We start from the raw sequence: 26,850 nt of genomic DNA on the forward strand, positions 1-26,850 counted from the left end.
GCCTCCCTACCTCCGTTCCGTGTAGCACAACGGAAGGTAACCCGTCCACCGCGCGATCTCAGGGAATTCGGGTGCAGGTCGCACATGTTGCAGACGATCCCGATTCAGCTGCAGACCACGCCACCGTTCTGCACAAATCGGCGGCACGGGTCGGTTCTGCCTTGCCAGCTGCAGGGCCTAGGTAGCACCGTGAAGGGAGGTGCCGACAAATCACCGAGACGCTACTGATGGACGCCGGTGGCGGTACGATCCGCGCGACGTCAACGATCGGATATTGGTCGGCTTGAGGGGGATGGGCGTTGCATGTGATGGCGTGCGCAGCAGCCAGCTCCATTTCTTGCACCGAGCTGGGTCCCTCCAAGGCAATCTTTGTTCCGCGCGGCTTGGCAAACGGTTACCCAACGTAAAAGACGATATTGTCTACACATAACCTGCAATGTCAGGAACACTCGATGAATCGCTTAAGAAATTACCTCAATCTCCAAAGTTCCGAAAGGATAAACCTATCCAAAACTTAGCTGACGTCACGCCATTGCCGCCGAAGAGGGTCCTAATTATCGGTTCATACGGCCAGCTTGGACGGGCCCTGATGGCGACCTTCCCGGAAGCTGAAGGTGTCGACCGTGATACTTTTGATATGAGCGACCCGGATATTGACACTGTCCGTCGCTGGAGCGATTACGAGGTTATTCTGAATGCCGGAGCCTACACGGCCGTCGATCTAGCTGAAACAGAACAAGGCCGTCGTGACGCCTGGCTCAGCAATGCCAGCGCTCTAGCTAATTTGGTAAAAATCGCCAATGGAAACAATCTTACGATTGTCCACGTTTCCAGCGATTACGTGTTCGACGGTACTATCGATATCCATACCGAAACTGAAGGTTTGGCTCCGCTCGGTGTCTACGGCCAATCCAAAGCCGCTGGCGATTTAATCGTGAGTACCACGCCAAAACACTACATCGTCCGCACCAGCTGGCTAATTGGCGAGGGCAAAAACTTTGTCCGGACGATGAAAGAGCTAGCGGATAAAGGCGTTAAGCCGAGCGTTGTCTGCGACCAAGTCGGCCGCTTGACATTTGCTGCCGATCTTGCAGCGGGCATAAAACATCTACTTGACACTAAAGCCGCCTACGGCACCTACAATTTGTCGAATGACGGTGATCCGGCTAGCTGGGCCGATATTGCCAAGCAAGTGTACGAACTTAGTGGCAAGTTAGCGGACGATGTCGCGCCGGTCACTACCGAAAGGTACTACGAAGGCAAACATGGCATCGCCCCTCGCCCGCGGCAAAGTACGCTCGATCTTACGAAAATAAAGAGCGTAGGTTTTGCGCCGCGGGAGTGGAAACAGGCGCTCCACGAATATCTAGAAATATAATTGTCAAGGTTACAGTGAAATTGACTCATTCTTGATGCTGCTAGTTGCACCAGGGTCACGGTCGGCCATTCTGTCCTGCATCCGTTCGAATGGGCGAAGGCGGAACTAGAGTCCGGAATCCACAGGCTCATTCCACACCGACACAGCAGCGTCCTGCCGAGCTGGACGTTAAAGTCGCCGCATTCTATGAGGCCTTAGAAGTGCGTGTATGGCGCAACGCGGATCCTGGCCGACCCACGAGGCCCGGTGAAACGGTGTCATGCAAGACGGTGGCGCCTCAATGCGACGCCAGAGTTGGCCCAGATCAGTCCGCGCACCTCGCGCCGGCCACCACGACCGTCGACCAGGACGCTGCGGTGCCCAAAGGCCTTAGGGAGCGCCGACTCGACACCGGTGTCCGCATCGGATGGCTGTGCGCCGTGCGCGCCGGCTGCTCACGAGGAGTGCTCGGCTCGGCGATCGAGGATCACCTGCATACCGACCTGGTCGAATCGGCGATGTCGATGTCCGTCGCGATACGCGACCAGCCGGCCGAGCGGGTGAATCTGCACGCTGACCGCGGCTGCCCGTACACCTCCACACAGCTGGCGCGGTTCGCCCGAAAGCACAATCTAGCGTGCCGGGCGGCCGCCCCGGGGTCTTCTGGGTAACACTGCGGCTGAACCATTCCGGGCGACACTGAATGTCGAGTTTTACGACCAAGACTTGTGGCCCAACAAGGCGGTCTCTAGCGCATGCCCTCCGTGGGCGCTCCCGGCAGCCAACGTCGCGGTTTGCTGGAGTGTACCGTCCGCGATTTCGCCTCCCCTGAGTCAACCAGGCCGCGGCCGATTCTGTGGAGTTTGCCGCGGAGCTCAAGCGTCACCGATCACCCGCCCCAGCTCCGCGCGCGTCTTGATGCCCAGCTTGCGGTAGATCCGCACCAGGTTCGCCTCGACTGTCTTCGGGCTGATGAACAACGCGGTCGCGACGTCCTTGTTGGTCATGCCCGACGCCGCCAGCTCGGCCACCCGCCGCTCAGACGGCGTGAGCGATCGGTCGTGGGACGGGACCACCTCTGCGCGGGCGAGTTCGGACTGCACGCGCCCGGCCCACAGCGGTGCGCCGATCGCTTCGAAGGTTTTCAGAGCCTCCCGTAGCGTCGCCCTGGCGCGCTCCTTCTGTCGTTGTCGACGCTGGAGCTGGCCCAGCAACAGCTGAGTTCGCGCCCGCTCGAACGGCATCGGCAGTCGGTCGTGCTGGGCCATCGCCTCCTGCGCCTCGGCCGAGGCGGCCTCGACGTCGCCCCGCGCCGCCGACAACATGGCCCGGCAACGACCACCGGCAGCGAGCATCCACGACCGATCGAGCCTGCGGCCATTGCTTTCCAGCGCCTCGATCAACGGCTCAGCCTCGTCGCTGCGGCCAAGTGCGATCATGGCTTCGACCGCGTCGGGCATGAACGACGCGGTCATGATCTCCGTGCCGGGGATCGCCTCGAGCGTTCGCTGCATCGGGGCAAGCATTTCGAGCGCCTCGGCGTAGTGACCGAGCGATACCTCCAGAAATCCCAGGGTCATCGTGGGCCATTCCGCGAGGCGTGATGAAGAAGTGCGGCTCGCTATCTCCAGCGCGTGCCGGGCTGCGTCTCGCGAAACCTGCACGCGCCCAAGGTAAGCCATCACCATCGCTTGCATGGAAAGCGCGATGCCAAGCGACCCGCTGCCCTGTTCGGCGCGCAACACGGCCTCTTCGGCAAGTCGATCGGCGGCGTCAAGGTTTCCTCGCCAAATCTCGATCATCGCCTCACAGCTCTCGACGGCGGTGAGGTCGTTTTCCGCGCCGCGTTCCGTGCATCGGCGTTGCAGCGCCTCCATTCTGGCGTGGGCAGCGTCCAGGCGTCCCGTCCAGGCCATGATCAAACCTTCAATCATGCTGGCGCTGAACGGAATAAGCAGATCGGCGTCGGGGTCCTCCAGTTCTACGGCGCGCCGAAGGCTGATTTCATCGACGCCGTTGCCGAACATGAAGTTCAGCTGGACAGACATCGCCAGCGCACTGCTGATTAGCGCCGCATCGCCATAGCGTTCGGCCTCGGTCAGCGCGGTACGCGCGGTGGCCAACGACTCTTCGTACCTCGAGATCATTCGTTGACCGAATGCCAGCAGGATCAGCGTCTGGACAAGCAATGTCGGATTGTCTTCTGCGTCGCCCAGCGCGCGCTCGAGAACTGCGACGGCCTCGCTCCAGTTGTCGTCGTACAGGTGTATCCCGGCCAGCAAGTTGAGTGCGGCCCCGCGCCGCTCGCCAGACGTCAGCACACCCAACGTCGGCTCGAGAGACGCCCGCGCTCTTTCGGGATCCCCGGCGTTGAAATGGTGTACCGCACCGTTGATTCGGCGATCGGGACTGTCGCCGCCGAGGCCGATGGCGAGCTCCACGAGCTCGGCGGCGGCGGCAGGCGCGCCACGGGCCGCGGCTTCTTCCGCCGCGGTGTCCAGGGCATGCAATGTGTCCGGGTCCGCGCTGGACGCTGCCAGCGCCATGTGCCTTGCCCTCAGTTCGGGCAACGTCACTGTTCGCGCCAATGACCTGTGCATGGCACGCCGCTCGGCCGCACTCGCATCCGCATAGACACTCTGGGCCAGCAGCGGGTGGGTGAAACGCACCATATTGCCGTCGATTCCGACGATTCCCTTGGCTTCCGCTTCATCGAGCGAGTCGATGGGAGCGCCGGTGACTTTCGTGAGTAGTTCGACCGTCGGGTCGGCGACGGATGCCGCCGCCAGCAACAGTTTTCGGGCGTCGCGGTCCAGCCGCCCGATCCGCAGTCGCATCAATTCGGCAAGCGAACCGGGTAGCGCTGTCTGCGGGCCCGTGGAGCCGAGATCGATGGCGCGCGCCAACTCGAGCGCGAAAAACGGGTTGCCTCCAGAGATTTCGGCGATGCGCACCATCGTCGGTCGTGAGAACGCATGGCCGAGGCGCCCGGAAATCAACACGTGCAGCGCGCCAAGGCTCAGCGGCCCAACATGCAACCTTTCGATGCCGTCGGGCCTGGACAACTGCAGCCACGACGCCGTGTTCGCACCATCTGCATCGGACCGTTCGGTGAGCAACAACCCGACCGGGCTTCGCAATCGCCGGGCGGCGAAGGAGATCACGTCCTGGCTGGACCGGTCCAGCCACTGCGCATCGTCGATCGCAATCAACACTCGCGCGTCCGCTGCGAGGCATTCGAAGACCGCCGCGAAGGCGGCCGCAACGATGCGTTGGTCGGTGGCGTGATCCTCGCCGCTGGCACGCAGCAACACCCGGTCGACGGCGAGGCGCTGGACGTCCGGCAAGCCGGCAAGGACTCCCGGGTCGACGTCACGGAGCAGGTCCGCCACCGCCGCATAGGCGAGCATGGACTCCGCCTGGCCAACGCGGGCGCTGAACACGAGACAACCGTTGTCGCGCGCCCGTTCGACGGCCGACAACCACAGCGTGGTCTTGCCTATCCCCGGCTCACCCTCGATGACGAGTGCAGACGGCTGATGGGCTGCCGACTCCAGGAACTCCGAAACCGCGCGGATCTCCAGCGGACGGCTCACCACGCCCGGCATCAACGATCACCCCCAAATTGCCCCCAGCAAACAGAGGGTACATCGAACGAGGGTGCCTTCGTGGCGCATTGCGATGCCGCACGTGGCAGCTAGATCACAGTTTCGCTGATCAGTTAGCGATCAGACGGGTGCGCTATCGGCAACTTCAGCCACGGGGTGGGGTTGAATCCGGGCACCCACGTCACCGGATATCCGCTGGAACGGGACGCCGGCACGAACACATGTCTGCGAGACGATGTCGGGTGACGGCGCCCCAAAGACTCCGTACAGCACTTCGTCGGTCGGCACGGAAAGCGTGACGATCAACCGAACCGGCGTGCCCTCGGTACTGACGGCCACGGCGGCGGCATCGAGCTTGGCCACCATCTCATCGACCGATGTCGCGGTCATCTCGGGCAGATACCACTCGGCGAGGTAGTACGCCACATCAGCGAGGGCATCCATGAATCGGACGGTAGTGCGCAACGGTGCTGCTGGAATCGGGTGTTTCCCTATCCGTTCGCCTATCGGCTTGGACCACTCGGGCGTTGACGTCGCGCTGCTCGACCGTCGAATTCGCCACTAGCTCTATGCGCCATGATCATTTTGGCCCGGGCACCGCAATTTCCCGCAGCGATAATATTTGCCATCGTGAAGGATCCGTGCGATTACGAGAGGTTCTCGGTCTTGCCGTCGGCTCCGTGCGGCCGTCGCGTCCGCCGAATCGGAGGGTCGCCGAGTTCAGTGCGACGTTGCAGCCCGCGCCCGGATTCGAGCGGCGCACGGTCTGCCAAGGCCGGGGTGGACGGCGCGGCCATTTATGCAGCTAAAGGGCCGAATATGGGTCGTGTCGGGCAACGTTGAACGGCCGGTTGGCCTGCCGCTTCACTCGGGCTCGGGCTGCCGTGCACGGGAAGCCGTCGGGCGTGGTTGGCGTAGGGATGTCCGTTAAGCGAAACAGCCGGGACCAAATGGTTGCATTGGTAACTAAGAGGAAATCTCCTCAATTTGCTGCAATCCCGCTGCGGTTATGAAAGGCTGATCCCGTTCGCAATCTTCGCAGAAGTTGCCATGACCGACTCGTCGGCGCGGAGGCGAACGAAGGGGGTTAGAGGGCAGTGGTTCCGCACGCACCGTGATCGTCGGACGTCGAAGCGCACCGTTTGTGAATTGATAGCGCATGGTCAGTCGGGGGATTGGCCAAACAGCGTTCCGAGTAGATCCGATTGACGTACCACCTGGGGGAGTGCCATCGAAATGGCCGCACTAGCCAGCATCTGGGACGGAATACCGCACGAGACCCATCGTCCGAGGGTGTCCGTTGTCATCCCGGCGGTGAACGAAGAACGAAACCTGCCGTACCTGGCATCCCGGATGCCGCGCGACATCGACGAGATCGTGTTCGTGAACGGGCCGTCGGTCGACCAAACTGCCGAAGTCGCCAGGCAGCTTTGGCCCGACGGTATCCACCTGTCGCAGACCCGCCGCGGCAAAGGCAATGCATTGGCATGTGGGTTCGCTGAAGCGTCCGGCGACATCATCGTGATGATGGACGCCGACGGCAGCACGTGCCCGACAGAGCTACCGCGATTCCTGGGCGCGCTGATCTCTGGTGCAGATTTCGCGAAGGGGTCTCGATTCGTCCAAGGCGGCGGCAGTGCAGACATCACGCGGTTCCGCAGTTTCGGGAATCACGGTCTCGTCGGCATCGTCAACAGACTGTTCTCCACTAAGTACACCGATCTGTGCTACGGCTTCAATGCGTTCTGGCGGCACTGCCTGGTTCACATGTGGCTGCCCGACATCGACGCGCCGCTGCCGCAGTGGGGGGACGGCTTCGAGATCGAAACCCTGATCAATCTGCGCGTGGCCGCTGCCGGGCTGAGCGTCGCAGAAGTGTGCAGCTATGAGAAGGCAAGGATGTACGGCCTGAGCAACCTCAACGCGGTCGGCGACGGGATGAGGGTGCTTCGGACCATCCAAAAGGAATACGCGCGTCTCAGGGCGTGTGGCGAATCGCCACGCGGAGACGGCAACATAGTGTCGACGCTCGACGCCGATGTCATCATTCCGGAAATCCTGAGCGGGCTACCGGAAGTTGTTGAATCACAACGCAGTTTCGAGCCTCACGTGATCAATGGCGCGAAGGTCCAAGCGTTCGTCGACAAGCCCGCCGATGACCGCGGAGCCTGAGGCGGTCGTCGACGGGCCGGCCTCACGGTTCGGGGCGCAGCGTCTGTATCGAGATGCTGCGTCACTGGCGTCGTCGTCTGTCACGAATGCTGTACTGGGCGTAGCCTTCTGGGCGCTTGCCGCGAAGATGTTCCCGCCCGCGCAACTTGGCGTGATGACCGCCGTGCTGGCGGTCATCGTGTCGGTCGCCATAGTGGTGGCGACGGGTGTCGGCGACGCGTACACCGCACTCCTTCCGGCCGCCGGGGTGGCTCGACTCCAGCTGTACCGCCGTGGCCAGCGGGTGTTCGTCGTGTTGGCGCTCGTGAGCGGCTTCGCTGCTGCCGGTGCGACGGTCGCCTGGCTCGATGAGGTCCGCGGCTCCGTCGTGGTCGCGATGTTGGTCATCATCGGCGTATTCGCCTGGGCCACCCTGACATTGCAGACCTCGGCGCTCGTTGCGCTCGGCCGGGCCCGTTGGTTGCCTGCGACCACCGTCGCGGTCAATCTCACGAAGATCGCGCTGCTCGTCCTGTTGGCCTACACCGAGAGCTGGCACCCGGTCGAACTGTCTTTCATCGTGGCCGCGGCGGTGGTGATCGCCGTTCTGCAACCGATGATCGCCAGGGTCGTGCGATCAGGTAGAGACCTGCCCCCGGCCGCCGCCCCCGAGGGTGTGCTCAACCGCACGTTCCGCTTGTTCGTCGGACAGACCGTGACGTCCTCGGCGCTCACCATGGGGTTGCTGATGGTCACCCCGTTTCTGGTGACGGTCTATTCCGATCCGAAGCAGGGCGCGTTGTTCGCCCTATCCCTTTCGATAGCGCAGGCGCTCGATTTCGTCGGCGGGTCCCTTGCCATGTCACTTGTGGTTCACGCATCGAGTGCGCCCGAAGAAGCGGGGGTGATGACGCGCAAGATCATGATCCGCGCCGTCGCGCTGTCGAGCGTCGGGGCGGTCGTTCTGATCGCCGTCGTCCCAACGGCTTTGCGCCTACTCAATCCGGAGTACGGCGCACTGGGAGCCACCGGCGTGATCGCGGCCCTGGCCGCAGGCTCGGTTGTTCGCTGCATCTACATGGTGTGGGCCGCGCTGCAGAAGGCGCGCCGCAACATGACGACCCCGCTCGTCCTGAACGCCATCACCGGAGTCGTGTTGATCACCGCCATACCCGTCCTGGTGCCCGCGCGCGGGGCATGGGGTGGAGCGATCGCGCTATTGTTTGCCCAAGTCGTCCTCGTTGCTGGAATCATCATCCATTACGGGGCCACGCGGAGGCGGGCCAGGTGAGCGCTACCGTCCGGTGGGGGGACGAGGAAATGACCGAGACGCTTCGGCCGATCGTCAGTGCCGCTCCCGCGCAAACATGGGCAGGCGCGACGTGGGTGGGCCAGATCGACGAGGAGCACGTCGATGGCCAGCGGATGCAGCTCTTCGGCGCCGAGGATTTCGCCAGGGCGCGGCTGCTGGTGTGGAGCAATGGCCAACCGCGCGGTTTCGTTGAGGCTTCCATTGTCGACGGAGGAGTCGACGGCTCGGTGCTGCGAGCCGGCATCGACGAGTTGCCTGCAATCGTTGAGAAGCCGGAGCGTAAAGATTTGCCACCGATCTCGGTGGTGGTGTGCACGCGTGACCGCCCCGAGCAATTGCGAGACGTCATAAAGAACCTGACGGAGCTGCCTTATCCGGAGTACGAGGTGCTGGTCGTCGACAACAACCCCGCCAGCGGACTGACACCGCCGGTGGTGGAGGCATTCGCAGGCGCCAACGTCCGTCTCGTCAGCGCCGCGGGCAGCGGGCTCTCGATCGCTCGCAACACAGCGTTGAAGCACGCCCATTTCGAAATCGTCGCCTTCACCGACGACGACGTCATCGTCGACCCGAACTGGTTGGACAATCTTGCATTCGGCTTCGGGCGCGACGAGCGCGTGGCGTGTGTGTGCGGCATGGTGCCGAGCGCCGAGCTGGCTACTCCCGCGCAGTCGTATTTCGACCGACGCGTTGGATGGGCTCGTCGGTGTGATGCCGCGGTGTTCAGCCTCGCCGATCCGCCGCCCGACGACGCGCTTTTTCCGTTCCGGGTGGCTCAATACGGGACAGGCGCGAACTTCGCGGTGCGCACGGATGCCGCCGTCGAGGTCGGCGGGTTTGACGAAGGAATGGGAATCGGATCACCGACCGGAGGAGGCGAGGACATCGACATGTTCGTTCGCCTGTTGTTGGCCGGTTGGTTGTTGGTGCGCGAGCCGTCGGCGGTGGTCTGGCATCAACATCGCCGTACGCCAGAGGAACTCGAGGACCAGATTCACAATTACGGCCTCGGGCTTGGGGCGTGGATCTCGAAGCTTCTGGTCAAGCCGCGGACGCTGCGGATGGTGTTGGTGCGTGGCCGCAAGGCCATCGACCATCTCAGAGGTGTGACCGTTGTCGACCCGCCGGACACGATCGCAGATGATCCCCGCCTGGTGCGGCTCGATCGTCGTGAACTTCATGGTGTGCTCACAGGACCGTTCGCATTGGCGCGAGCGCGAATCGCGGGTCGAAAGGCGAAACCATTGACGACGCCCTCATTTTCGCTGTTTCGGGCACTCGACTACCGCCAGGGTCAGATGTTCGGTGATCCGGACAATGCCATTGCCGCCGGACGATTGGCAGTACTTGCTGTCGTGCTGGGCTTGGTCGGCGCTCTGGGCGCGGTTTCGGCTCTACCCACGTTTCTGCTGGCGATTGCGGTGGGGCTCTTTATGTTTGGTGGGCCCGGCAGCCTCGTGATGTCCTGGTACACGCGCCTGCCCACCGGCGTGATGGTTTCCCTTGTGCCCGCGATCAGCGTGTCGATCTGCCTGCTGGTGGTGACGGCCCTCATCATGCTCGGCTTCTATGACCCAACCGTCGTCCTGTTCGGGCTGACCGGAGCGACCGTTGCCTTCGGGCTGCTTCGACTCGGATTCCTCGCCGCCCGAGCCCGTCGGAAGGCGGTGACGTCCGCATGACCGCGACGGTCGTCGCCGGCCAGGAAGTCGAGACGGTTGCCGCCGACATTGCCGAGCCCGCCCGGCCGCCCCGCCGGTGGTTGCCATGGGCGCTGCTGGCTGTCAGCGCCGTCTGCTACGTCATCGGCGAACGCTCGATTCCCGACGCCGGACCATCGCAGTGGGGACTGATCGGCGCCACGTCACCGGCCTATCCGATCGCCATCGCGCTCGTCGTCGTTGCGTTCACGATCGCGATCCGGCAGGCCAACGTGGTGTCGTCGGCGATCGCCACGATCTGCCTCGTCTTGGTGTTGCAACTGCCGCGGGCAACGGCAACCGATATGCCGATGTATTCCTGGACGTACAAGCACCTCGGTGTCGTGGACTACATCCAGCACTCCGGCGGGTTGGCGTGGGGCCTCGACATTTACAACGGTTGGCCCGGCTTGTTCGCGCTGACCGCCTGGTTCTCGGATTTGACCGGCGTCCCGCCCATCGTGATCGCGCACTGGTGGACACCCTGCTTCCATTTGGCGCTGGTGGCCATGGTGTTCGGGGTGGCGCGAGCATGGGGTCTTGCTCCGTTGCACGCTGTGACGGCGATGTTCATGGTCGCAGCGCTCAACTGGGTTGCCCAGGACTATTTTTCGCCCCAGTCGGTTGGTCTCTTTCTGTCCGCAGCGATCATCGCGCTCCTCGGGCTGTCGCGGGAACGCCGAACGGGCGTATGCCTGATCATCGTTCTGTTCGCAGCGGTGAACCTGACCCACCCGCTCACTCCCTACTGGGTCGCGCTGCTCATCGGGCTGCTGGTCATTTCGCGCAACATGCGGCCGTGGTGGATCCTGTTTCCGCTGGCCGCTCTGCTGGCCGGCCAGCTGTGGCTGAACTGGGACCAGGTCAGCGACTTCAAAGACCACCTGTCGCTGGACTTCTTCAGAAACCTGCAGACAAATCTCGGCCGCTTCCATTTCGATCCGGTATTCGGCCAGCGTGTTGTCGGCTGGGGCAACCGCGCGATGGCCGTTGCCCTCTGGGGCGCAACGGCTTTGACGCTGCTGTACCGCTGGCGCAGGAAGCAGCCGTTCTTCGCGCTTGCGGTGCTGTCCTTCACTGGCATGTGTCTGGTCGGCGGCCTCGACTACGGCGGCGAGTCGATTTTCCGCGTTTACCTGTACTGCTTGATGGGGTGTTCTCTGGTGCTCGCGCCGGTAGTGGTGGCAATACTGCAGGGCGGACTGCGCGGCTACACCGCGGCGGTGTGCGTGTTGCTGATCGCGATCTCGGCGTCGGTCATGGGAAACACCGGTTCGTGGTTCGCCAACGTCATGCCCAAGAACCAGGTCGAGACGTCAGAACAGGTGCTGGCTCAGGCGGAGCTACCCGCATACATCACCGAAGCCGCACCGAACTGGCCGGAACGCAGCACCTGGCGGTATGCGAACTACATGCGCTTCAAGAGCAGTTTTGACCAGCCGATGATTTTCAAGAACGAGTTGATCAAGCGGCATTTCAATACCGACGAAGACTACGAGTGGGTCATAAAGGCACTCGACGGGCGTCAGGACGCGTCGACGTACTTGATCATCACCGACCAGATGCAGGTGTACTGCTGGTATTTCGGAATCCTGCCGTGGGATGCGCTGCCCAATCTGAAGGCACGGCTCTACGCAGACCGCGAACGGTGGGAGCCCTTCTTCGAGGGCGAAGGTGTCACGGTCTTCGTTCACAAGATTCGGCCAAGTGGCTCGCCGGACCCGGTCATGGTGGGCAACGCCGCCCAGCGAGGCCGCGGGTAGGCCGCCGATGAACAGGGTCCGCGGCCGAAGTGACGGCACCGTTGCGTTGCAGCGGCGCGACCGGCCCTGGCTCGACACCTACGTCACGGTCCTGGTCGGCTCCTTCGAGATGCCTTCGACGGATGACTTGAGGGCAGCGGTCGCCGAACTGGCGAAGCGATATCCGGCCAGCCGCCTGACGTGGCGACCCGACGACACCAGGCGGTACTGGATCACCGACCGGCCCGCCGAATCCATTGTCGTCGAACGGGATTGGGACGACGCGACCGATGTCGGCGACCGCGCCGCCGACCTGGCAGGCGACCCGACGCTGGAACCACCGCTCAGCCTGATCCGCTATCCGCGGCACATTGGACTGAGGATGTCGCACGGTGTCGGCGACGGTCGGCTGTTTCTCACTGTGATCGCCGCGGCCTTGCAAACCGCCATCACCGGAGAAGTGGTGCAATGGCCAGTCCAGAGCGCCGGTCGTTTCCCACTGGCCTCGGCGGCATTCAACACGTTCGGCCGTCGGCCCGCGTTGGCCTTGGCTGCCATTGCTGATCGACCGGATCACGACGGTGCGACGAATCCGCCTGGCGAGCAGCGCCCTTGGTCACCGTCTCGCAGCGTGCAGCACACCAACATGCCGCGAGAGCAGGCGGACGAAATGTATGCCTGGGGTAAGCGAAATACTCCGCGCGCCAGTCGGTTCGCACTTCAGGTCTCTCTGTATCTGAAGGCATTGCACAAGGCGGGCCTCGAGATTGCCCCGGATGTGCGGGTCATCGTCGACCTTCGGCGGTATCTCGGGTGGAAGTACATCGACGGGAATTTCGTCGCAGGCGTTCCGATGCTGCTCGACTGGACCATGGGACCCGAGGAGATTTCGGTGCGGATCAAGTCGACGAGCGCCTCTGGGCGTCCGCTCGCCGGCCAGATGCTCGCTGCGCTGCTGGGCGGCGTTTCGATGCCGGAGGCGACGTCCGTCGACACCGCCGCGCGACCGAGGATGACATTCAGCAATCTCGGGTGGTCGCCCGAGATCGACAGCCTGCCCTTCCTGCCCGACGAACCGCCCGTCTATGCGGGAAGCGTCCCGCCGGAGGGTCCACTCGGGATGACGGTTCTCTGCGGCGACAACCGCCGAGTGATGGCCATGGATACGACGTTTCATGACAACGCGGTCGATCCGGTCATGTTGAGGGAGGCGATGGGCTTGGCATTGGCCGACCCGATCGGCCTCCTTTCCGACTCACGAGGAGCACGACTAGGTTGACCGCTTCTACGCAGTCCTCGATCCGGCGGCCCTCGGCCATCCGTTCACTACTCGTCCTGGTGCTGTGCGTGGTCATGGTCAGCGCAACCGCATGTGCCGACCGGCAAAAGGGCGTCGAATACGAGTATTTGAGGCTCACGGTCGACGGTCAGGAAACGCTGGGCATCGCGGGCAAGGACAAGCTCATCCGAGCGGTGGTCGTCTACTTTCACGACGCCGGTGACGATGAGTTCGCAATGACTGCTGACGAGCCACACGCAAAGCTGACAAGCGCGCTCGTCAACGCGGGATTCGCCGTGGTTGCGAGCAGGGCCAGTGGGGACGCGTGGGGCAACGCGGCATCGCAACGCAACTACATCTATGTGGGCGGTACGGCCGCACAGCACTACAGGACCGAAAACGTGTTCTTTCTCGCCGACGGGATGGGCGCCATCGCCGCTGCGAATCTGCTCGCAGCGGGGCCCACGGTAAGAGTACGTGGCTTCGCGGCGATCAACCCGGTGTTTGATTTGAAAGCCGTTGCACCACAATATGAATCCGCGGTCACGAAGATGTACCCCGACGCTTCGATTCATGAGGTGAATCCGATGGGGCTGCCCTTCAACGCGTTCAAGGGCAAGGCCATGCGGTTCTATGTGAGTCCTGACGATCAGGTCGTGCGTAGCGATGCGAATGCACGCGCGTTCGCGGCCCGATTCGGATCAGTCTCAGACATCTCCGTCGTCGATTGCGCGGGCAATGACGGCAGCGCCGCCTGCTATCAAGGTGACGACCTGGTGAAATGGTTCGCCGAGCAGGAGAAGCGTTCGTAGCCTGCGCATCTCACAGAAATCCGAGTTCCCTGCGGCCTGCTCCCACGATCTGCTCTGGATCTGTGCCGAGGCCGTGCATGAGCACCTCGGAGTAGACGTCACGAAAATCCGTGGTCACCTTGAGGTCACCGTCGTCGAGATCGGTCAGGCTGGGCTCGTCACCATAGAACCCGCCCTTGACTTGGGCGCCTGCGATGAACACGGGGCCTGCGGTGCCGTGATCAGTGCCAAGCGATGCGTTGGCCGCCAGTCGCCTGCCGAACTCCGAGTACGCCATCACCACCACGTTGCGACCGTAGCGGTCCTGCGCCATCCGTTGCAGGAACCCGCTGACGGCGGTATCGAACGTCGAAAGTAGTTGCTGTTGGGTGTCTCGTTCGTCGGCGTGGGTGTCGAACCCACCCAGCGAAACGGTATACACCTGGGTGGGGACGCCGGCGGAGATCGCGCGGGCCACCATTTCGAGTTGGTCGCCGAGCGGGTTGTCGTAGCCGTCGTAGGCAGCGGTGGCGCCGGCATCGGCCGGTTGCGGTTGCAGAGCGCTGTCGGCACGCTGCGCTGCCCGGTAGGCGGCGCGCACAGTCGACATCGCCGGGGTGTCTTCGCGATCGTCGGCACCCAGTGCGGCGATGGTGTCCTGGTACGGGTGTCCCGCCTCGTCGCCGACGATGAGTGCTGCGGCCGTGTACTTTTCGCCGATGGTCAGCGGAGGCAACACGGCTCCGATGTTGACCGCGCGTAGCGGGTCGTCGCCGTTCGCGTCGAGCCAACGTCCGATCCAGCCGGTGTTCACCGGCTCCGACGGGGAGGCGGTCTGCCAGATGTCCATCGACCGGAAGTGGCTGCGGTCGGGTTTCGGATACCCGACGCCGCGGACGACCGCAAGGTGGCGGCTCTGCCATAGCTCGTACATGCCCTTGAGGCCCGGGTTCAGCCCGAGCTGGTCATCGAGGTGCAGCACTTCGGTTGCGTCGTAGGCCAATTCGGGCCTGGCGCTGTAGTACGCGCTGTCGCTGTATGGCACCACGGTGTTGACGCCGTCGTTACCGCCGTACAGCGTGACGAGCACCAGGATTCCGCTGCCGTGGGCAAGGGGTCGAGTACGCGCCGCGTCCAGCAGGTCGGGCCACGTCACCGCGGCGGTACCGACCAGCAGCCCTGCCGCACCGGCACCGGCGCTGGCCAACAGGAATCGTCGGCGGGTGAGTTCGACCATGTCTGTGCCTTATGCCCCTTACGAAGTCAGATTCTCCGGTGTGTTCGCCGCCGCCGCGACGAGCGCAGGCGGGTTGTCGACGAACTTGCGCAATGCGTGCGCGCTGTGGTCGGTCCAGGCGCCGATGCCGAGGAGATAGCCGGCGGCATCCAAACGGTCAGCGGCAGCGGCCTGCTCGACGGTCGACAGGTCAGCCGAACCGGCCAGCGACACCGCCGCGGCGAATCGGATGTCGGTGCTGGCGTTCGACAACCACGCACGACCGCTCGGCCAGCCGCCGACGTCGGGGGGATAAAAGGGTTTGTGCCCGAGGTTTGTGAGGGTGTCTGCGAGCCCCTTGGCGAGCGGGAGATCGAATAGCCGGGCGTCGAACGGAACGCGCAGCGACCGCACCAGCCCGACCGCCCATTCGGTTGGGGTGTTGATCATCCCGCCCGGGTGCTCGGTGAACTCCCGGTCGGTCAGGATCGCCTTGGTCAGCGCCATCAGATCGCGGTTGGGGCCGTATGCGGTGACGAGCCGGTCAAGCGTGCTCGGCGGCGGAGCCGAATCGATGGCGAGTTGGCGCCACAGCCGACCGGCTACGAAATGAGCGGATTCGGGCGCCGCGAGGACGATATCGCAGAACGCCGCGGCGTCGAGGTCGCCGGAGACGCCGAGCACTGTCTTCGACTGGGGGTCGCGGTCCTTGGCGACAACATGGGGCTGGCCGCCGCGGCCGACCGTCCATCCGGTCAGCGCCCGCGCACCCTCGCGGACGTCGACCTCGCTGTATCCGTTGCCGTGTCCAAGGGCGAACAACTCCATGAACTCACGCGAGAGGTTCTCGTTCGGTGAAGCCGCGGTGTTGCGTATGCCGTCGAGCCACCGCAACATCGCCGCGTCGGTGAGCATCGCGTACGCCAAGGTCCGAAAGTCGCCGAGCTTCAAGGTGCGCAGCGCCTGGTTCTGGGCCGCCATCCACGCCGCGTACCGAACCTTCTTTGCCGAGGTGGCAAAGTGGTTGTGCCACAACAATGTCAACTTCTCGTGGACGGGCTCCTCGACGGACGCCATCCGGGTGAGCCACCATGAAGTCAGCGTCCGCAGCTGTGCGTCGCGTTGTTCCTCGTAGGCCGCCATGGCGTCATCGGTTTGGTCGCCGGCCGGTTTCGCAGGCGGCGTCAGCTCGGGCAGTGGCGTCGCGATCGCCCCGGGATCGGCATCCGGATCGGAGGCAAGAATGCGATCGAGATACGCGGACGGTTCCTCGCCCGCGATGGCGTCCACCGCGGCACCGGCGGCGCCGAACCCGATGCGCCGCATCAACCGTGCGGCGGCGATCCACTCGGCGGACTGCGTAGCCACCCATCCGATTCTAGCCACGCCGCCGCTGCCGAAGCGCGTTTGCTGACAATCAGCAGTACCGGTCCGGTTTAGCGACTCTGCGCCCAGTCGGATATGTCGAAATCGAGGGTGGCTGCGAGATCTTGATTGTGCGGACGGAAGAATTCCTGCAGCATCTCGCGGGTCTTTGGACTCATTGCGCTGCCGTAGGTGCCTTGATGCAGGCGTGGGTAATTGAGGTCGGCGACTTCGCTGGAGGAAAGCCGGAGGAACTCCACCGTTCGCTGTACGACCGCGGCAGGGTGGTTCGACAGATCTTCGCTCTTCAATACGAGAATCTGCTCGGGTCGGTAGAGCGAATACCACCGGTCAAGCTGTTGGGCGTACAAACCGCGACTCATGTACGTGTGATGCTGGTGTGAGTAGTCGTCGCCGACGTCCTCGGCAAGCCTGGCGCCGTCACCGATCAGCTTCAATTCACGTGCCAGCGCATCTTCGAAGGATGACGTTTCAAGTCCGTGTTTGACGGAGTGCGCATAGTGCGAATAGGCGCGGTCAACTGGATTGCGCAGGACCGCGACGAGCCTGGCGTCTGGCAGCATGTCGGCGACTCGCCGGGGTACAGCAGGGTGAAACAGATAGTAGGGCGTCGCCTCGCCGGTGATCGACCCGGGCGGCACGCGGGATGGGAAATGAGTCAGGTACCAATTCCGGCCTCTCTCGAAGTTGAGATCGAAGTAGTGAATCTCCTTCCGTAGGGCGGGTTTCACCGAAGGGTGCGCTGTCAAATATCGGTAAAGCGATGTCGTTCCGCTTTTTTGGGCGCCCAAGATGAGGAATGCCGGCTCGGTGTAGCGGCCGACAGACACCGCGATCGTGCGATCGATTCGAAGCCGCCGCGCCAAACCGTATTTGCGATCGTCGCTGAGCGGGATGGCTTTCAGCGCTGCCTTCAGTGAATCCCTCACCACACCCCCTGCGGCGGTTACCGAGTTAGCCCGGCAACTCGCAGCATACAATCGAGACGTCGATCCGGGGGAGCTCGTGTACGAAGAAGTGGTAATCACCGAAAGAGCCGTCAACGGCATCGAGTTCGACCAGCCACCTTCGGCGCCGACCCGGCGGCTGATAATCTGTACCACCCCTCGGTCTGGCTCGTATCTCCTTGCGCGACAGTTGATTCGCGCTGGTATCGGGATTCCTCACGAGTATCTGAATCCCGTCAACATCTCGGTCATCGCGGCCCGCAGTTCGGGCTCCTATCTTGACTGGGTCGAGCACAACCGAACGACGCCGAACGGCGTGTTCGCCGCCAAGTTGCACTGGCCACAGATGGAGAAGCATCCAGAAGTGATCAACGCGTGGCTACGCCAACCCGGCACCGTATGCCTGTTCTTGCACCGCCGCCGCCTGCTTTCTCAGGCCGTGTCTTTCAGGGCGTCCCTGCACACCGGCATCTGGGACGTCGCAGACGAGATCAGCGCTGCCCCGCGGGCGCTGCCAGGGCTGACCGAGAACCGGGAGACTGACCACCTGGCATACCGCCTCATCGCGTGGAACGGCATGTGGCGGTTCTTCTTTGAGTCCAACGACATCGACGTAGTCGACCTGGCGTACGAGGACTTCGTGGCCGATCAGTCCAAGACGATCGCGGATATCGGCGCGAAGCTGGGGGTCGCGTGTGACGTGCCGTCCCCGGAGCCGTATTCGGGTTCGGGATCGAAAAGCGACGAGCAGGCGCAGCGTCGCTACCTTCAAACGTGGGCGTACCCGGATGATGGAGCGCCGCCACTGCGATATTCGCGCAGACTTGCTGTCGGCGCCTTGCTCGACTCGACTCGTCGCGGCGTCACCCGTCGATTGCGTTCGGTGCCAAGAATTTTCGTCAAGCGAAGCTGACACGGTTCGAGCGCAGTATCCCGATGACCGGGGGCAGCATGATCAGCCCTTCGATGAACAGCACTCCGCACAGCAGGGTGGCCGCCCTGTCGATCCCGCCGCCGAGCTTCATGGCCGTCGCCACGGCGACAAGTTCGACAATGGCGCCGATCATGCAGACCATGCCTGCCGTCCGAACGCGGTCACGCACCCGCGATATCGCCGCGTAGTGCTGTTTGATCACGATGGGGACATAGGCGAGGGTCAGGATCGCAAGGGTGGTTGCCCCGAAATCCGCGTATTCCGGACGGAAGATCGACAGCACCGGATGCGCAAGCAATGCCAGCAGCGGCATGCCGACGCATCCCGCGACGACAGAGACCGAGAGCGTGAAGCGGACCTTCCTGCGAAGGGTTTCTGGATCGCGCGTCGAGACCGCGAACAGGGTCGTGGAGAGGTGCGTCGGCACCAGGTAGAGGAAGCCGACGAGCATCCACGAGACATAAAAGACCGCGGTGGACTTGCCTGGGGCGAATGCCGCCACAACAACCGGCATCGCGAGCCGAGGGATGCTGATGGCCATGTTGAGCGTGTTGTAATGCGCTATCTGCGTTACCAATCCACGAAGGTGACGGGGAGAGCGCAGTCGCATGCTTGGCACGCCCCGTCGTCGTAACGGCCGAGCGGTTATCGCGACCGAGAGCACGACGGTGCTGGCCCACACGATCAGGACGGTGTCGGACGTCCTGCCGACCAGTAAGGCCAGCAGAAATACGCCGGGGATGCGTAGCGCGACCAGCACGGTGTTTCGCACCATCCGGGTCATCTGGACATATCCGCCGGTGACGCCGAGCGAAGCCTGATCCAAGACCAGCGCCCAGCTCGAAACGGCAACGCCGACGATGAACAACACATACGTCGGCCAGTGAGTTCCGAAAACGTGATGCAGGCCCATGTTCGGTAGCGAGGCGACGACGAGCGCAAAGCACGTGGCAAGGGCCGCCGACAGCACCGCCGAAACGCCAAGCGCGGCCGGTAGTAGCGGATCGATCCGCGTGCGGTCCTGCGCCAACTGCCCGACCAGCATGGTGCCGAGTCCGAACACGCCAAGCACGCTCAGCACTGTCACCGAGGAGACGATGGCTGTCGCGTGGCCCATCTCGGTCGGTGAGAACGTGCGCGCGACGACGAGCCAGAAGAAGAATCCGCCGACGGACGTGACGAGCGTCGAGCCCATCAACGAAACCGAGCCAACCACGATGTCGCGGTGACCGACTAATTTGCCGCCGACGCGTCGAAACAGGGTCTGCGAGGGCGCTTCTTGCCGCGGCGGCGGCGGGTCTGATCGAGACTTGACGGGCGCTCCGCACCCCTTCTTGCCGGCTGGTTCGTCAAACGAGTCGGTCACAGATCCCCCACAGAAACACTTCGAGCGCCCCACTCCCGGCCCGCTGCCCCGTCAGCCGCCGTTAATTTCGCATGGTACGGGGGTCTGGTTGCTGCGCGCAGCACAATGGCATTTGCGAATGGTCTGCAGGGTTAGCCAGATTTGCGGCGTAAGCGCAGTTAGGATGACCGGACATTCGTCGTGCGGGCGGGGAGCGATGGAAGTTGTGATCGTCGGGTCGGGTCCATCCGCGGCCGCCGCGGCGCTGGCGCTCGACGAGACACCGGATGTCGCGGTCACCGTTCTTGACCTCGGCGGCGAACTCGAAAGTGAGCGAGTGACCGCGCGCTCGGCGATGGCGCGAACGGCACCGGACTCATGGCGGCCCAACGATCTGCAACTCGTGTCGGCGCGGCCGGAGTCCGGCAGTCCTGGCGAATTACCGACGAAACAGATCTACGGATCGAACTTTCCGTTTCAGGACTTCGGCCAACTCGACCGGATCGATGCCGACGCCGATGCGAACCGGTTGGTGGTGTCCGGTGCCTACGGTGGCTTCTCCAACACCTGGGGCGCGCAGGTGATGCCGTACTCGACGGGCACCTTCCGGACCTGGCCTATCGCGCGCAGCGATCTCGAACCGCACTACCGCGACGTCCTCGAGCGCATCCCGTACGCCGCAGAGTCGGACGATCTCGAGGAGACGTTTCCCCTGATGGGCGCCCCCGACCGGCTGCCGAAGGTGACGGCCCGTACCGCCGGGGTCCTGCGCCGCTACGAGAAGCACCGCATCAAGGTCAGGGCTCAGGGGGTGATCGTCGGACACGCACGTCTGGCGCTGCGGGCTTCGGCGTGCCGACTCTGCGGGCTGTGCATGACGGGCTGCCCCTATGAGCTGATCTATTCCGCCTCTCAAACGTTTGACGAGCTCAGAATGAGGCGGCGCGTCGCTTACCGGTCGGGGGTGCGGGTTCATCGCATCGAGGAGCGCGACGACGGTGTCTCGGTTCACGCGATCGAAATTGCGACGCGACAGCCGGTGACCTTGCGGGCAGACAAAGTCTTCATCGGTGCCGGCGCCATCGGGACGACCAGGATAGTCGCCAACTCTCTCGGGCTCACCGACCGCACGGTGAGGATGGCCGAGTCGGTGCAGTACATGGTGCCGTTTCTGTCGCGCAAGCCCGAGACGCGGCTGTCGCAGCAGGGCGAGTTCACGCTGAACCAGTTCAACCTGTTCGTCAGCTTCGACAGCGACGGCAAGGACGCCGCGCTCGTGCATTGCTACCCGTACAACGACATCATGGTGGACGCGCTACCCGCCGTGGTCGCGACTGGCCCGCTAAGTGCCCTTGGCAGAAGAGGTTTGCGTCATCTCACGGTCGGCCTCGGTTACCTGCCATCGTGGGCATCGCCGTCGGTTGACCTACGAATCGGGGTTGCGGAAGAGGACGGTACATTGCCGCCGGTCCGTGTGACGTCAGGTGAGAACGAAATGACGACTCCAATGCTGAAGCGTGTGATTCGTCAGCTCCGGCGCTGCGGACCGGCACTCGATCTGTTTCCGATACCGGGCCAGACGCGTATCTCGGCGCCTGCGAAGAGCTATCACTTCGGCGGGTCGTTCCCGATGACCAGCGGCGGCGAAGGCGAGTTCCGCAGTGACCTCCTCGGCCGGGTAGGCCCGTGGCGCAACGTCCATCTCATCGACGGGTCCGTCTTCCCGACAGTGCCTGCCACCACCTTCACGTTGACGGTGATGGCCAATGCGCACCGCATCGCTGCCGACGCCGTCGGTGCCACCTGATGCCAACGTTGGCGCTCACCGGGGCCACCGGATACTTGGGCTCCGTGTTGTCCAGCGAGCTGACAGCCAAGGGCCACGAGGTGATCGCGCTGACGCGCTGCCGCCCTGAGGTCGATGTCGCAGAGTGGCGGCGCTTCGATCTTGGTAAACCCTTGGACGCCAACGCATTCGACGGGGTTGATGCGTTGATTCACGCCGCCTGGGTGTTGAGCGGCAAAGACACCTCTGCGTTATGGCGCCAGAACGTCGTCGGCTCACGGCGGCTGATAGAGACAGCGGTGGCCTCGGGCGTGGGCACGGTCGTGTTCGTCTCATCGATGTCCGCCTACTTCGGGACCAGGCAGGCCTACGGGCTCATGAAGCTCGCCGTCGAACGCACAGCCCTGGATCTCGGCGGCATTGTGGTCCGTCCCGGGCTGGTATATGGGCTGTCGCCCGGCGGAATGGCGGGCACCTTGAAGCGGATTTCGCGGTTACCGCTGTGGCCCAGATTCCCGTCGGCACAGCTGTTTTTGGCTCACGAGGCCGACGTCGCAGCGGCGATGGCACGGACGGTCGAGTTCGCCGACGAGTTATCGGGCCACGTCCTCGGTTTCGCCAACCCGACGCCTCTCGACCTGTCGTCGATTCTGGTCGGACTTTCAGATCACGGCCGCCGTCGCCCGGCCCTTCCTGTTCCGGCCCGGCTGGTGATGGCCGTGCTGCGCGGGCTCGAAAGTATGGGCGTTCAATTGCCGTTTCGATCCGACTCACTACTCGGGCTCGTCGAATCTGCGAAGGTCCTGCCCGGGCAGGAGTTGCTCGCCGAGCGCGGCATCGAATTCAGACCGCTGGTCGCGCCATAAAGGTGCTCGATGAGTCGAATCGCGAACACGACGACCATCAGCGTCGAATTGGCTTGTCCCGATGTCGGAAACACCGAGCTGGCGACCACATGCAGGTTGGGAATACCGTGCACCGCAAGGTTTTCATCGACCACACCGTCGTCGGGGTCCTTCGACATCCGGGTGGTGCCGACCTGATGGAACCCTCCGCCGGTGCGCTCGCGCACCGCGGCGTGCAGGTCGTCGGCCAGGTACTCCAGCCGCCCAACACCGTTGGCACGCAGGTACTTGTCCCAGTGCCGGTGAGCCGCTATGACGCCGTCGATGTCCTTGTCGGTCCATCGGATATCGATCTCGAGGCGAGGCATTCCGAGTTCGTCCACATTGTCGGAAAGCCTGACACAGCTGTCGTACTGCGGCAGGTGCTCAGCGTGGTATTGGAACGGGTATCGATTGTTCCGGTTGAGGACGAAGAAACCAGGCGGCCTGCGCCCAGATGAGAACAACCGTTTGAGGCCGAAGCCGAGTCCGAACCAGATCGTGGCGACGGGTTCGCGCGCGAGGTTGCGGATATGCGCCCACACCGACGATCTGCTCGCCATCCCGTAGGGAGTGCCAGGGACCCTGCGACCAGTGAGGGGGAGGCGCTGCGCCGGCGGGGCAACGAGCGAGCCGAGCGGTGAGTGCAATACGAGATACGTCAAAGAGAGCCAGGCATTTCGATGCGACGCGTCGGCTAGCTCGGGGTTGGCGATCCAGCCGGAGATGTTGGGCAGCTCGTGTTGGATCAGATAGTCGTGGTCGAATGTGAAGCGGCGCCTGACATATGACCCGTCGACGTCGTGCTCGTAGTAGTAAATCGTCTGATCCGCCGGTGTGGTGAGGACGAGGTCGGCAACCACGCCCTCGAGATGCGCCATGTACCAATGGCCGAGATGGCCGGAGTGATCGCCGATGCTCTTTCCCGCCGGTCCCGGTGAGCACATGAGCAATCGGGTGCTCTCCAACCCGCCCGTTGCCACGATGATGTCGTCGCCGCCGATGGTGAACGAGCCGCCCGACAAGGTCCTGCACTCGACACCAGTCGCTCTGCTCTGATCGTCGTTGAGATTGATACGCACACAGGTGGTATCCGTGACAACCCTCAGGCCGGGGGTATCACGCAGGTCGCTGAAGTACACTTTCCCGAAATTCGTTGGCAGCGACCATCGTTCGAGCGTTGACGTCAGAACATCGCCGTCTTCGAGACCGGGAACCAGGTGGCGGGGCAGATGCTCGATATCTCTGACGTCGAAGACCGGGCGCCCGCATTGCATCCATTCGCAGGCGCGGTCCAGAAACGCCACGGCGTCCCGGTACGAAACCGGCCACCGGGCATCGCGCGTGAGGTCGCGCTGGACGAAGTCGACCGCGTCGTAGGGTACGCAGCGACCGCCCCAGATCGACGTTGTTCCGCCGATTCCGCGGCTCACGGTGAACTCGACCGGCGCGTGCAGATCTGGCTGTGGCCTGCGTGCCTTCGAGAGTCGTTGGTAAACGCGCCGCCTGCGGCGGTTGCCGGTTTCGACGACGATGACCTCGATGCCTTTGCGGCTGGCCTCCAGGGCAGACACGATGCCCGCCGGGCCGGCGCCGATGACGACGAGTTGCGCGTGCAGGTGCGCTCCCTGCTCAATGTCGTTGCCGGAGATGATCATTGCTGCGTGGCGTCGTGACCTAGGAGTTGCGCTGTCTGAAGGCTTCGCGGACGTACAACCACGGACCCCGCCACAACCCCTTGTGGCTGGCGCGGAACAATCGTTCTGGAAGGGGGTTCTGCCCGCGTCGCCGCCCGTTTTTCAGCATCGCGCGCACCTCGCGAGGCACGAACCCGAGGATTCGCCACGCATTTCGGGGCGAGGCGAGAAGCGAGCTCATGTAGAAAGCGGTGAGTCCGGCCGAGTTGCCGAACAGCTGACTCTCCAGAGCCGCGTCGGTGCGGCGGTGATAGTGCCATGTGATCGCGGGCGGCCAATGCAGGATTGCCGAGCCTGCCTGCAGGAGCCGGGAGAACGCCTGGGTGTCCTCGCCGCCCTTCGTCAATGTCCCTGCGCCCAAACGGTTCTCGAAACCTCCGATGGCGCGCAACGCTGCCGTTCGCATTGCCATGTTGCCGCCCGATCCGAAGATGGGTCGTGGATACAACGGGTCGACGACAGGCGGCGCGCCCGCCCGCAGGATGGTCGGCTCCATGCCGCGCCCCTTGTTGAAACCGCCGTAGCGTTCCCAATCCACTTGCGCGCTCGTTTCCAACTCGGCAGGCAGCATCACGCCGACGACAGCGTCCGGGCGGTGCGGCGAGGCGAATCCTCGTTTCAGCCAGGTGATCCATTCTGGGTCAGCCACCTCGTCATCGTCGATCCATGCGACAAGATCACCGAGCTCCTCACCAAGTGCTCGGTTCCTGGCACGCGACAGCCCCGGAAGCGGTTCGTGATAACAGCGAAGGCTCAAGCCGGGAAAATCGGTAAGCGAGTCGGCGATGTCCCGCTCCCGCGAATTGTCGATGACGACCACATCGAAGCTCTTGTCTGCCTGTTTCCGAAGACTGGTGAGCGTCCTGTGCAGCCCCTCGGCGCGATCTCGCGTGCAGATCACCACGGTCAAGCTGCTGTTGACGGAGTCGGTCGCCGCGACGGGCGCGGGCAGGTCCTTGCCTGCGAAATGGTCCCTCAATTCCGCAAGGGTGAGCGCTGACCGGTCCGCGATGTCCAGAAACCGAACCGCGACGCCGACGGTGTTCCGCCGGATGAGACACCATGCTGTCTGGTAGTGCGTCACATCCATCCTCTCGACGCCATACGTCGTCGACAGGTCGACGTCGAACACGGCGGCCGGTGGCCGCAACTCGTCGCGTCCGATGTCACGCACGGAGCACTCCGGAGGCCGGCCAGCCAGCCACCATATGCCCGCCCCGCCTCGAGGTGAAACGGACGCGACGCGCAGTGATCCCCGCCCTGTTTCTGGTCACCAACCCCCCAAAATCGACTTCACGACCAGAGTCTGTTCCCCGCGACAGAGCCAGGTCGTTGCTTATGCGGCGCCCTAGCGCGGAACTCGCGCAGCTACACAGGAGCCCATAGGCCTGACGATAGCCTGCTGTTTTTGTCTTCAAACGTGTTTTCACCGGTGACGAGGCAATTCTGCCCGTTATCCGGGTAATGCCAAGCTCGCTGAGTTTCGTCAGGAGTGCACGTCAGCGAAATGCATATCGGCTATCGGAGTTCAGCGTGACAACACGAAGGCGACGATTAGGCTCGTAGCGCGGAGCCCCGTGGGCGACTCCGCGATCACGATGGTGGGGGACACGGCTCGTGAGGCAGAACAACCGCGTGACGGCGTCGGTGGTGATCCCGGCGTTCACGTTCGATCGCTGGGACAACATCGCCAAGGCGGTCGACGCCGTTGCCGCGCAGACCCGGTTGCCGGTCGAGCTGATCCTGTGCATCGACCGCAACCCTGAGCTGCTCGCCGCTTGCCAGCGGCGCTGGGGATCGGCGGCGTTGCCCGTACCGGTCAAGGTGATGGCCAATGCCAACGAGTGGGTGCCGCGGGTGGCCACCGAGGCCAGCTCCGACGGGGTCGCGCGGGGATACGGCGGCGGCAGTGCACGCAACGCAGGCGCCGCAGCCGCGACGGGCGACGTCATCGTCACCTTTGACGACGATGCGTGGCCCGAGCCGGATTGCCTCTCCTACCTCCTTGCGCCCTACGACGATCCGGCGGTGGTCGCCGTCGGCGGAAAGACCGTGCCCGATTTCGAAACGGCAAGACCCCGTTGGTTTCCCCGCACGTTCGACTGGATCTTCGGTTGCGCATACGAGGGGCTGCCGACGGTTCTCGCACCGACCCCGCGCCTCATCGGCGCCAACATGTCGGTCAGGGCGAGTGCGTTTCGCGAACTCGGCGGGTTCCGCGCCGTGGACTTCGACGACTTGGACATGTGCACACGGCTGGCGTACCAGTTTCGCGATTCGGCGCTCCTCTACGAGCCGAGGGCCGTGGCCCACCACTTCGTGCCGGCGAAACGTGTTACGTGGCGGTACTTCTGGACGCGAAACTTCCTCGTCAATCGGGACAAGGTGCCGGCCTTCGCGCAGATGGGCGAGGCCGCCAGCCTGGCCGCCGAGTTCAGCTTCGTCCTTCGCGCCATCCGGGGCCACGCCGCCGCGGCAGCTCGAGGCGTGTTCACCGGCAAGCCAGAGGAGGTGCTGCAATTGGGTGCCGCGCTCATCGGCATCGCCCTCGCGGGCATCGGCAATGCGGTGGGCAGGCTGCAGATGTGCTGGGAACGCCGCAAACCGGCCTGAACACCGTCAGCAAACACGGCAGGCTGCCCTGGACCGTTTGCGGGACACCGCCTGGATCGGGACTTATCATCGTGAACATCAACAGGGGGCGGTGGGGCGCCC

General features: G+C 63.7%; 21 protein-coding genes. 12 read left to right on the top strand and 9 right to left on the bottom strand.

Going from position 1 to position 26,850, the window contains the following annotated elements:
- The first annotated feature begins 436 nt into the window (after positions 1–436).
- The gene (locus J3E61_RS15100) at positions 437–1,378 is read left to right on the top strand and encodes an NAD(P)-dependent oxidoreductase (protein WP_210084104.1); all 942 of its coding nucleotides are present in this window, start codon (positions 437–439) and stop codon (positions 1,376–1,378) included.
- A gap of 254 nt (positions 1,379–1,632) precedes the next feature.
- A complete protein-coding gene (locus J3E61_RS15105) occupies positions 1,633–2,028 on the top strand; it encodes a hypothetical protein (protein ID WP_210084105.1) in 396 nt (131 codons plus the stop codon).
- Between the two features lie 204 nt (positions 2,029–2,232).
- Here J3E61_RS15105 and J3E61_RS15110 read toward each other — a convergent pair whose 3' ends face one another.
- From J3E61_RS15110 to J3E61_RS15120, 3 genes are all read right to left on the bottom strand, one after another.
- On the bottom strand, positions 2,233–4,965 hold the full coding sequence (locus J3E61_RS15110; protein ID WP_210084106.1) for an AAA family ATPase: 2,733 nt from the start codon (positions 4,963–4,965) through the stop codon (positions 2,233–2,235).
- 120 nt (positions 4,966–5,085) lie between these two features.
- Positions 5,086–5,409, bottom strand: a complete 324-nt coding sequence (locus J3E61_RS15115) for a hypothetical protein (RefSeq protein WP_192722163.1) — start codon at positions 5,407–5,409, stop codon at positions 5,086–5,088.
- A 203-nt stretch (positions 5,410–5,612) separates the two neighbouring features.
- On the bottom strand, positions 5,613–5,762 hold the full coding sequence (locus tag J3E61_RS15120) for a hypothetical protein (RefSeq protein WP_210084107.1): 150 nt from the start codon (positions 5,760–5,762) through the stop codon (positions 5,613–5,615).
- A gap of 439 nt (positions 5,763–6,201) precedes the next feature.
- Here J3E61_RS15120 and J3E61_RS15125 point away from each other — a divergent pair, with 439 nt between their 5' ends.
- The 6 genes from J3E61_RS15125 to J3E61_RS15150 are packed head-to-tail and all read left to right on the top strand — an operon-like array spanning position 6,202 to position 13,961.
- Positions 6,202–7,137 carry a glycosyltransferase gene (locus J3E61_RS15125; RefSeq protein ID WP_192722162.1) on the top strand — a complete coding sequence of 312 codons (936 nt, stop codon included), beginning with the start codon at positions 6,202–6,204 and terminating at the stop codon, positions 7,135–7,137.
- Positions 7,121–8,407 carry a hypothetical protein gene (locus J3E61_RS15130; RefSeq protein ID WP_192722161.1) on the top strand — a complete coding sequence of 429 codons (1,287 nt, stop codon included), beginning with the start codon at positions 7,121–7,123 and terminating at the stop codon, positions 8,405–8,407. Before J3E61_RS15125 ends, J3E61_RS15130 begins: the two co-directional genes overlap by 17 nt.
- A 29-nt stretch (positions 8,408–8,436) precedes the next feature.
- Positions 8,437–10,110, top strand: a complete 1,674-nt coding sequence (locus J3E61_RS15135; RefSeq protein WP_210085573.1) for a glycosyltransferase — start codon at positions 8,437–8,439, stop codon at positions 10,108–10,110.
- The gene (locus J3E61_RS15140) at positions 10,107–11,891 is read left to right on the top strand and encodes a hypothetical protein (protein ID WP_210084108.1); all 1,785 of its coding nucleotides are present in this window, start codon (positions 10,107–10,109) and stop codon (positions 11,889–11,891) included. Before J3E61_RS15135 ends, J3E61_RS15140 begins: the two co-directional genes overlap by 4 nt.
- 7 nt (positions 11,892–11,898) lie before the next feature.
- Positions 11,899–13,149, top strand: a complete 1,251-nt coding sequence (locus J3E61_RS15145; RefSeq protein ID WP_210084109.1) for a hypothetical protein — start codon at positions 11,899–11,901, stop codon at positions 13,147–13,149.
- The gene (locus tag J3E61_RS15150) at positions 13,146–13,961 is read left to right on the top strand and encodes an alpha/beta hydrolase (protein WP_210084110.1); all 816 of its coding nucleotides are present in this window, start codon (positions 13,146–13,148) and stop codon (positions 13,959–13,961) included. The genes J3E61_RS15145 and J3E61_RS15150 overlap by 4 nt, the downstream gene beginning before the upstream one ends.
- A 10-nt stretch (positions 13,962–13,971) precedes the next feature.
- Here J3E61_RS15150 and J3E61_RS15155 read toward each other — a convergent pair whose 3' ends face one another.
- The 3 genes from J3E61_RS15155 to J3E61_RS15165 form a co-directional block, all read right to left on the bottom strand.
- Entirely contained in the window at positions 13,972–15,177 is a 1,206-nt protein-coding gene (locus tag J3E61_RS15155) for a DUF1501 domain-containing protein (protein WP_210084111.1), read from the bottom strand.
- An 18-nt stretch (positions 15,178–15,195) separates the two neighbouring features.
- The gene (locus J3E61_RS15160) at positions 15,196–16,482 is read right to left on the bottom strand and encodes a DUF1800 domain-containing protein (protein WP_210085574.1); all 1,287 of its coding nucleotides are present in this window, start codon (positions 16,480–16,482) and stop codon (positions 15,196–15,198) included.
- 110 nt (positions 16,483–16,592) lie between these two features.
- A complete protein-coding gene (locus tag J3E61_RS15165; RefSeq protein ID WP_210084112.1) occupies positions 16,593–17,591 on the bottom strand; it encodes a sulfotransferase domain-containing protein in 999 nt (332 codons plus the stop codon).
- On the opposite strand from J3E61_RS15165, the gene J3E61_RS15170 reads away from it, so the two are divergent.
- The gene (locus J3E61_RS15170; RefSeq protein ID WP_210084113.1) at positions 17,548–18,402 is read left to right on the top strand and encodes a hypothetical protein; all 855 of its coding nucleotides are present in this window, start codon (positions 17,548–17,550) and stop codon (positions 18,400–18,402) included. The genes J3E61_RS15165 and J3E61_RS15170 overlap by 44 nt on opposite strands.
- Here the strand turns inward: J3E61_RS15170 and J3E61_RS15175 are convergent.
- Entirely contained in the window at positions 18,389–19,618 is a 1,230-nt protein-coding gene (locus J3E61_RS15175) for a teichoic acid transporter (RefSeq protein ID WP_192722485.1), read from the bottom strand. The two genes, J3E61_RS15170 and J3E61_RS15175, sit on opposite strands and share 14 nt — an antisense overlap.
- A 367-nt stretch (positions 19,619–19,985) precedes the next feature.
- On the opposite strand from J3E61_RS15175, the gene J3E61_RS15180 reads away from it, so the two are divergent.
- On the top strand, positions 19,986–21,575 hold the full coding sequence (locus tag J3E61_RS15180; protein WP_210084114.1) for a hypothetical protein: 1,590 nt from the start codon (positions 19,986–19,988) through the stop codon (positions 21,573–21,575).
- Complete coding sequence (locus tag J3E61_RS15185) at positions 21,575–22,420, top strand: NAD-dependent epimerase/dehydratase family protein (protein WP_210084115.1); 846 nt, start codon at positions 21,575–21,577, stop codon at positions 22,418–22,420. The genes J3E61_RS15180 and J3E61_RS15185 overlap by 1 nt, the downstream gene beginning before the upstream one ends.
- Here J3E61_RS15185 and J3E61_RS15190 read toward each other — a convergent pair.
- On the bottom strand, positions 22,303–24,096 hold the full coding sequence (locus J3E61_RS15190; protein ID WP_210084116.1) for a GMC family oxidoreductase: 1,794 nt from the start codon (positions 24,094–24,096) through the stop codon (positions 22,303–22,305). The two genes, J3E61_RS15185 and J3E61_RS15190, sit on opposite strands and share 118 nt — an antisense overlap.
- A gap of 19 nt (positions 24,097–24,115) precedes the next feature.
- Entirely contained in the window at positions 24,116–25,309 is a 1,194-nt protein-coding gene (locus tag J3E61_RS15195) for a glycosyltransferase (RefSeq protein ID WP_210084117.1), read from the bottom strand.
- A 443-nt stretch (positions 25,310–25,752) separates the two neighbouring features.
- Between J3E61_RS15195 and J3E61_RS15200 the strand changes: the two genes are divergently transcribed.
- Positions 25,753–26,748, top strand: a complete 996-nt coding sequence (locus J3E61_RS15200) for a glycosyltransferase family 2 protein (protein ID WP_210084118.1) — start codon at positions 25,753–25,755, stop codon at positions 26,746–26,748.
- Positions 26,749–26,850: the final 102 nt, after the last annotated feature.

Origin of the sequence: Mycobacterium sp. OAE908 (assembly GCF_017872775.1) — a bacterium.
Lineage (GTDB): Bacteria > Actinomycetota > Actinomycetes > Mycobacteriales > Mycobacteriaceae > Mycobacterium.

What these genes read in the sequence shown, in the direction of transcription:
- J3E61_RS15160 (WP_210085574.1), bottom strand. Translation starts at nt 16,482, where the DNA reads ATGCGGCGCATCGGGTTCGGCGCCGCCGGTGCCGCGGTGGACGCCATC.
- J3E61_RS15120 (WP_210084107.1), bottom strand. Translation starts at nt 5,762, where the DNA reads ATGGCCGCGCCGTCCACCCCGGCCTTGGCAGACCGTGCGCCGCTCGAA.
- J3E61_RS15185 (WP_210084115.1), top strand. Translation starts at nt 21,575, where the DNA reads ATGCCAACGTTGGCGCTCACCGGGGCCACCGGATACTTGGGCTCCGTG.
- J3E61_RS15110 (WP_210084106.1), bottom strand. Translation starts at nt 4,965, where the DNA reads ATGCCGGGCGTGGTGAGCCGTCCGCTGGAGATCCGCGCGGTTTCGGAG.
- J3E61_RS15165 (WP_210084112.1), bottom strand. Translation starts at nt 17,591, where the DNA reads ATGCCGTTGACGGCTCTTTCGGTGATTACCACTTCTTCGTACACGAGC.
- J3E61_RS15175 (WP_192722485.1), bottom strand. Translation starts at nt 19,618, where the DNA reads ATGGGCTCGACGCTCGTCACGTCCGTCGGCGGATTCTTCTTCTGGCTC.
- J3E61_RS15130 (WP_192722161.1), top strand. Translation starts at nt 7,121, where the DNA reads ATGACCGCGGAGCCTGAGGCGGTCGTCGACGGGCCGGCCTCACGGTTC.
- J3E61_RS15145 (WP_210084109.1), top strand. Translation starts at nt 11,899, where the DNA reads ATGAACAGGGTCCGCGGCCGAAGTGACGGCACCGTTGCGTTGCAGCGG.
- J3E61_RS15180 (WP_210084114.1), top strand. Translation starts at nt 19,986, where the DNA reads ATGGAAGTTGTGATCGTCGGGTCGGGTCCATCCGCGGCCGCCGCGGCG.
- J3E61_RS15135 (WP_210085573.1), top strand. Translation starts at nt 8,437, where the DNA reads ATGACCGAGACGCTTCGGCCGATCGTCAGTGCCGCTCCCGCGCAAACA.
- J3E61_RS15115 (WP_192722163.1), bottom strand. Translation starts at nt 5,409, where the DNA reads ATGGATGCCCTCGCTGATGTGGCGTACTACCTCGCCGAGTGGTATCTG.
- J3E61_RS15140 (WP_210084108.1), top strand. Translation starts at nt 10,107, where the DNA reads ATGACCGCGACGGTCGTCGCCGGCCAGGAAGTCGAGACGGTTGCCGCC.
- J3E61_RS15125 (WP_192722162.1), top strand. Translation starts at nt 6,202, where the DNA reads ATGGCCGCACTAGCCAGCATCTGGGACGGAATACCGCACGAGACCCAT.
- J3E61_RS15190 (WP_210084116.1), bottom strand. Translation starts at nt 24,096, where the DNA reads ATGATCATCTCCGGCAACGACATTGAGCAGGGAGCGCACCTGCACGCG.
- J3E61_RS15155 (WP_210084111.1), bottom strand. Translation starts at nt 15,177, where the DNA reads ATGGTCGAACTCACCCGCCGACGATTCCTGTTGGCCAGCGCCGGTGCC.
- J3E61_RS15100 (WP_210084104.1), top strand. Translation starts at nt 437, where the DNA reads ATGTCAGGAACACTCGATGAATCGCTTAAGAAATTACCTCAATCTCCA.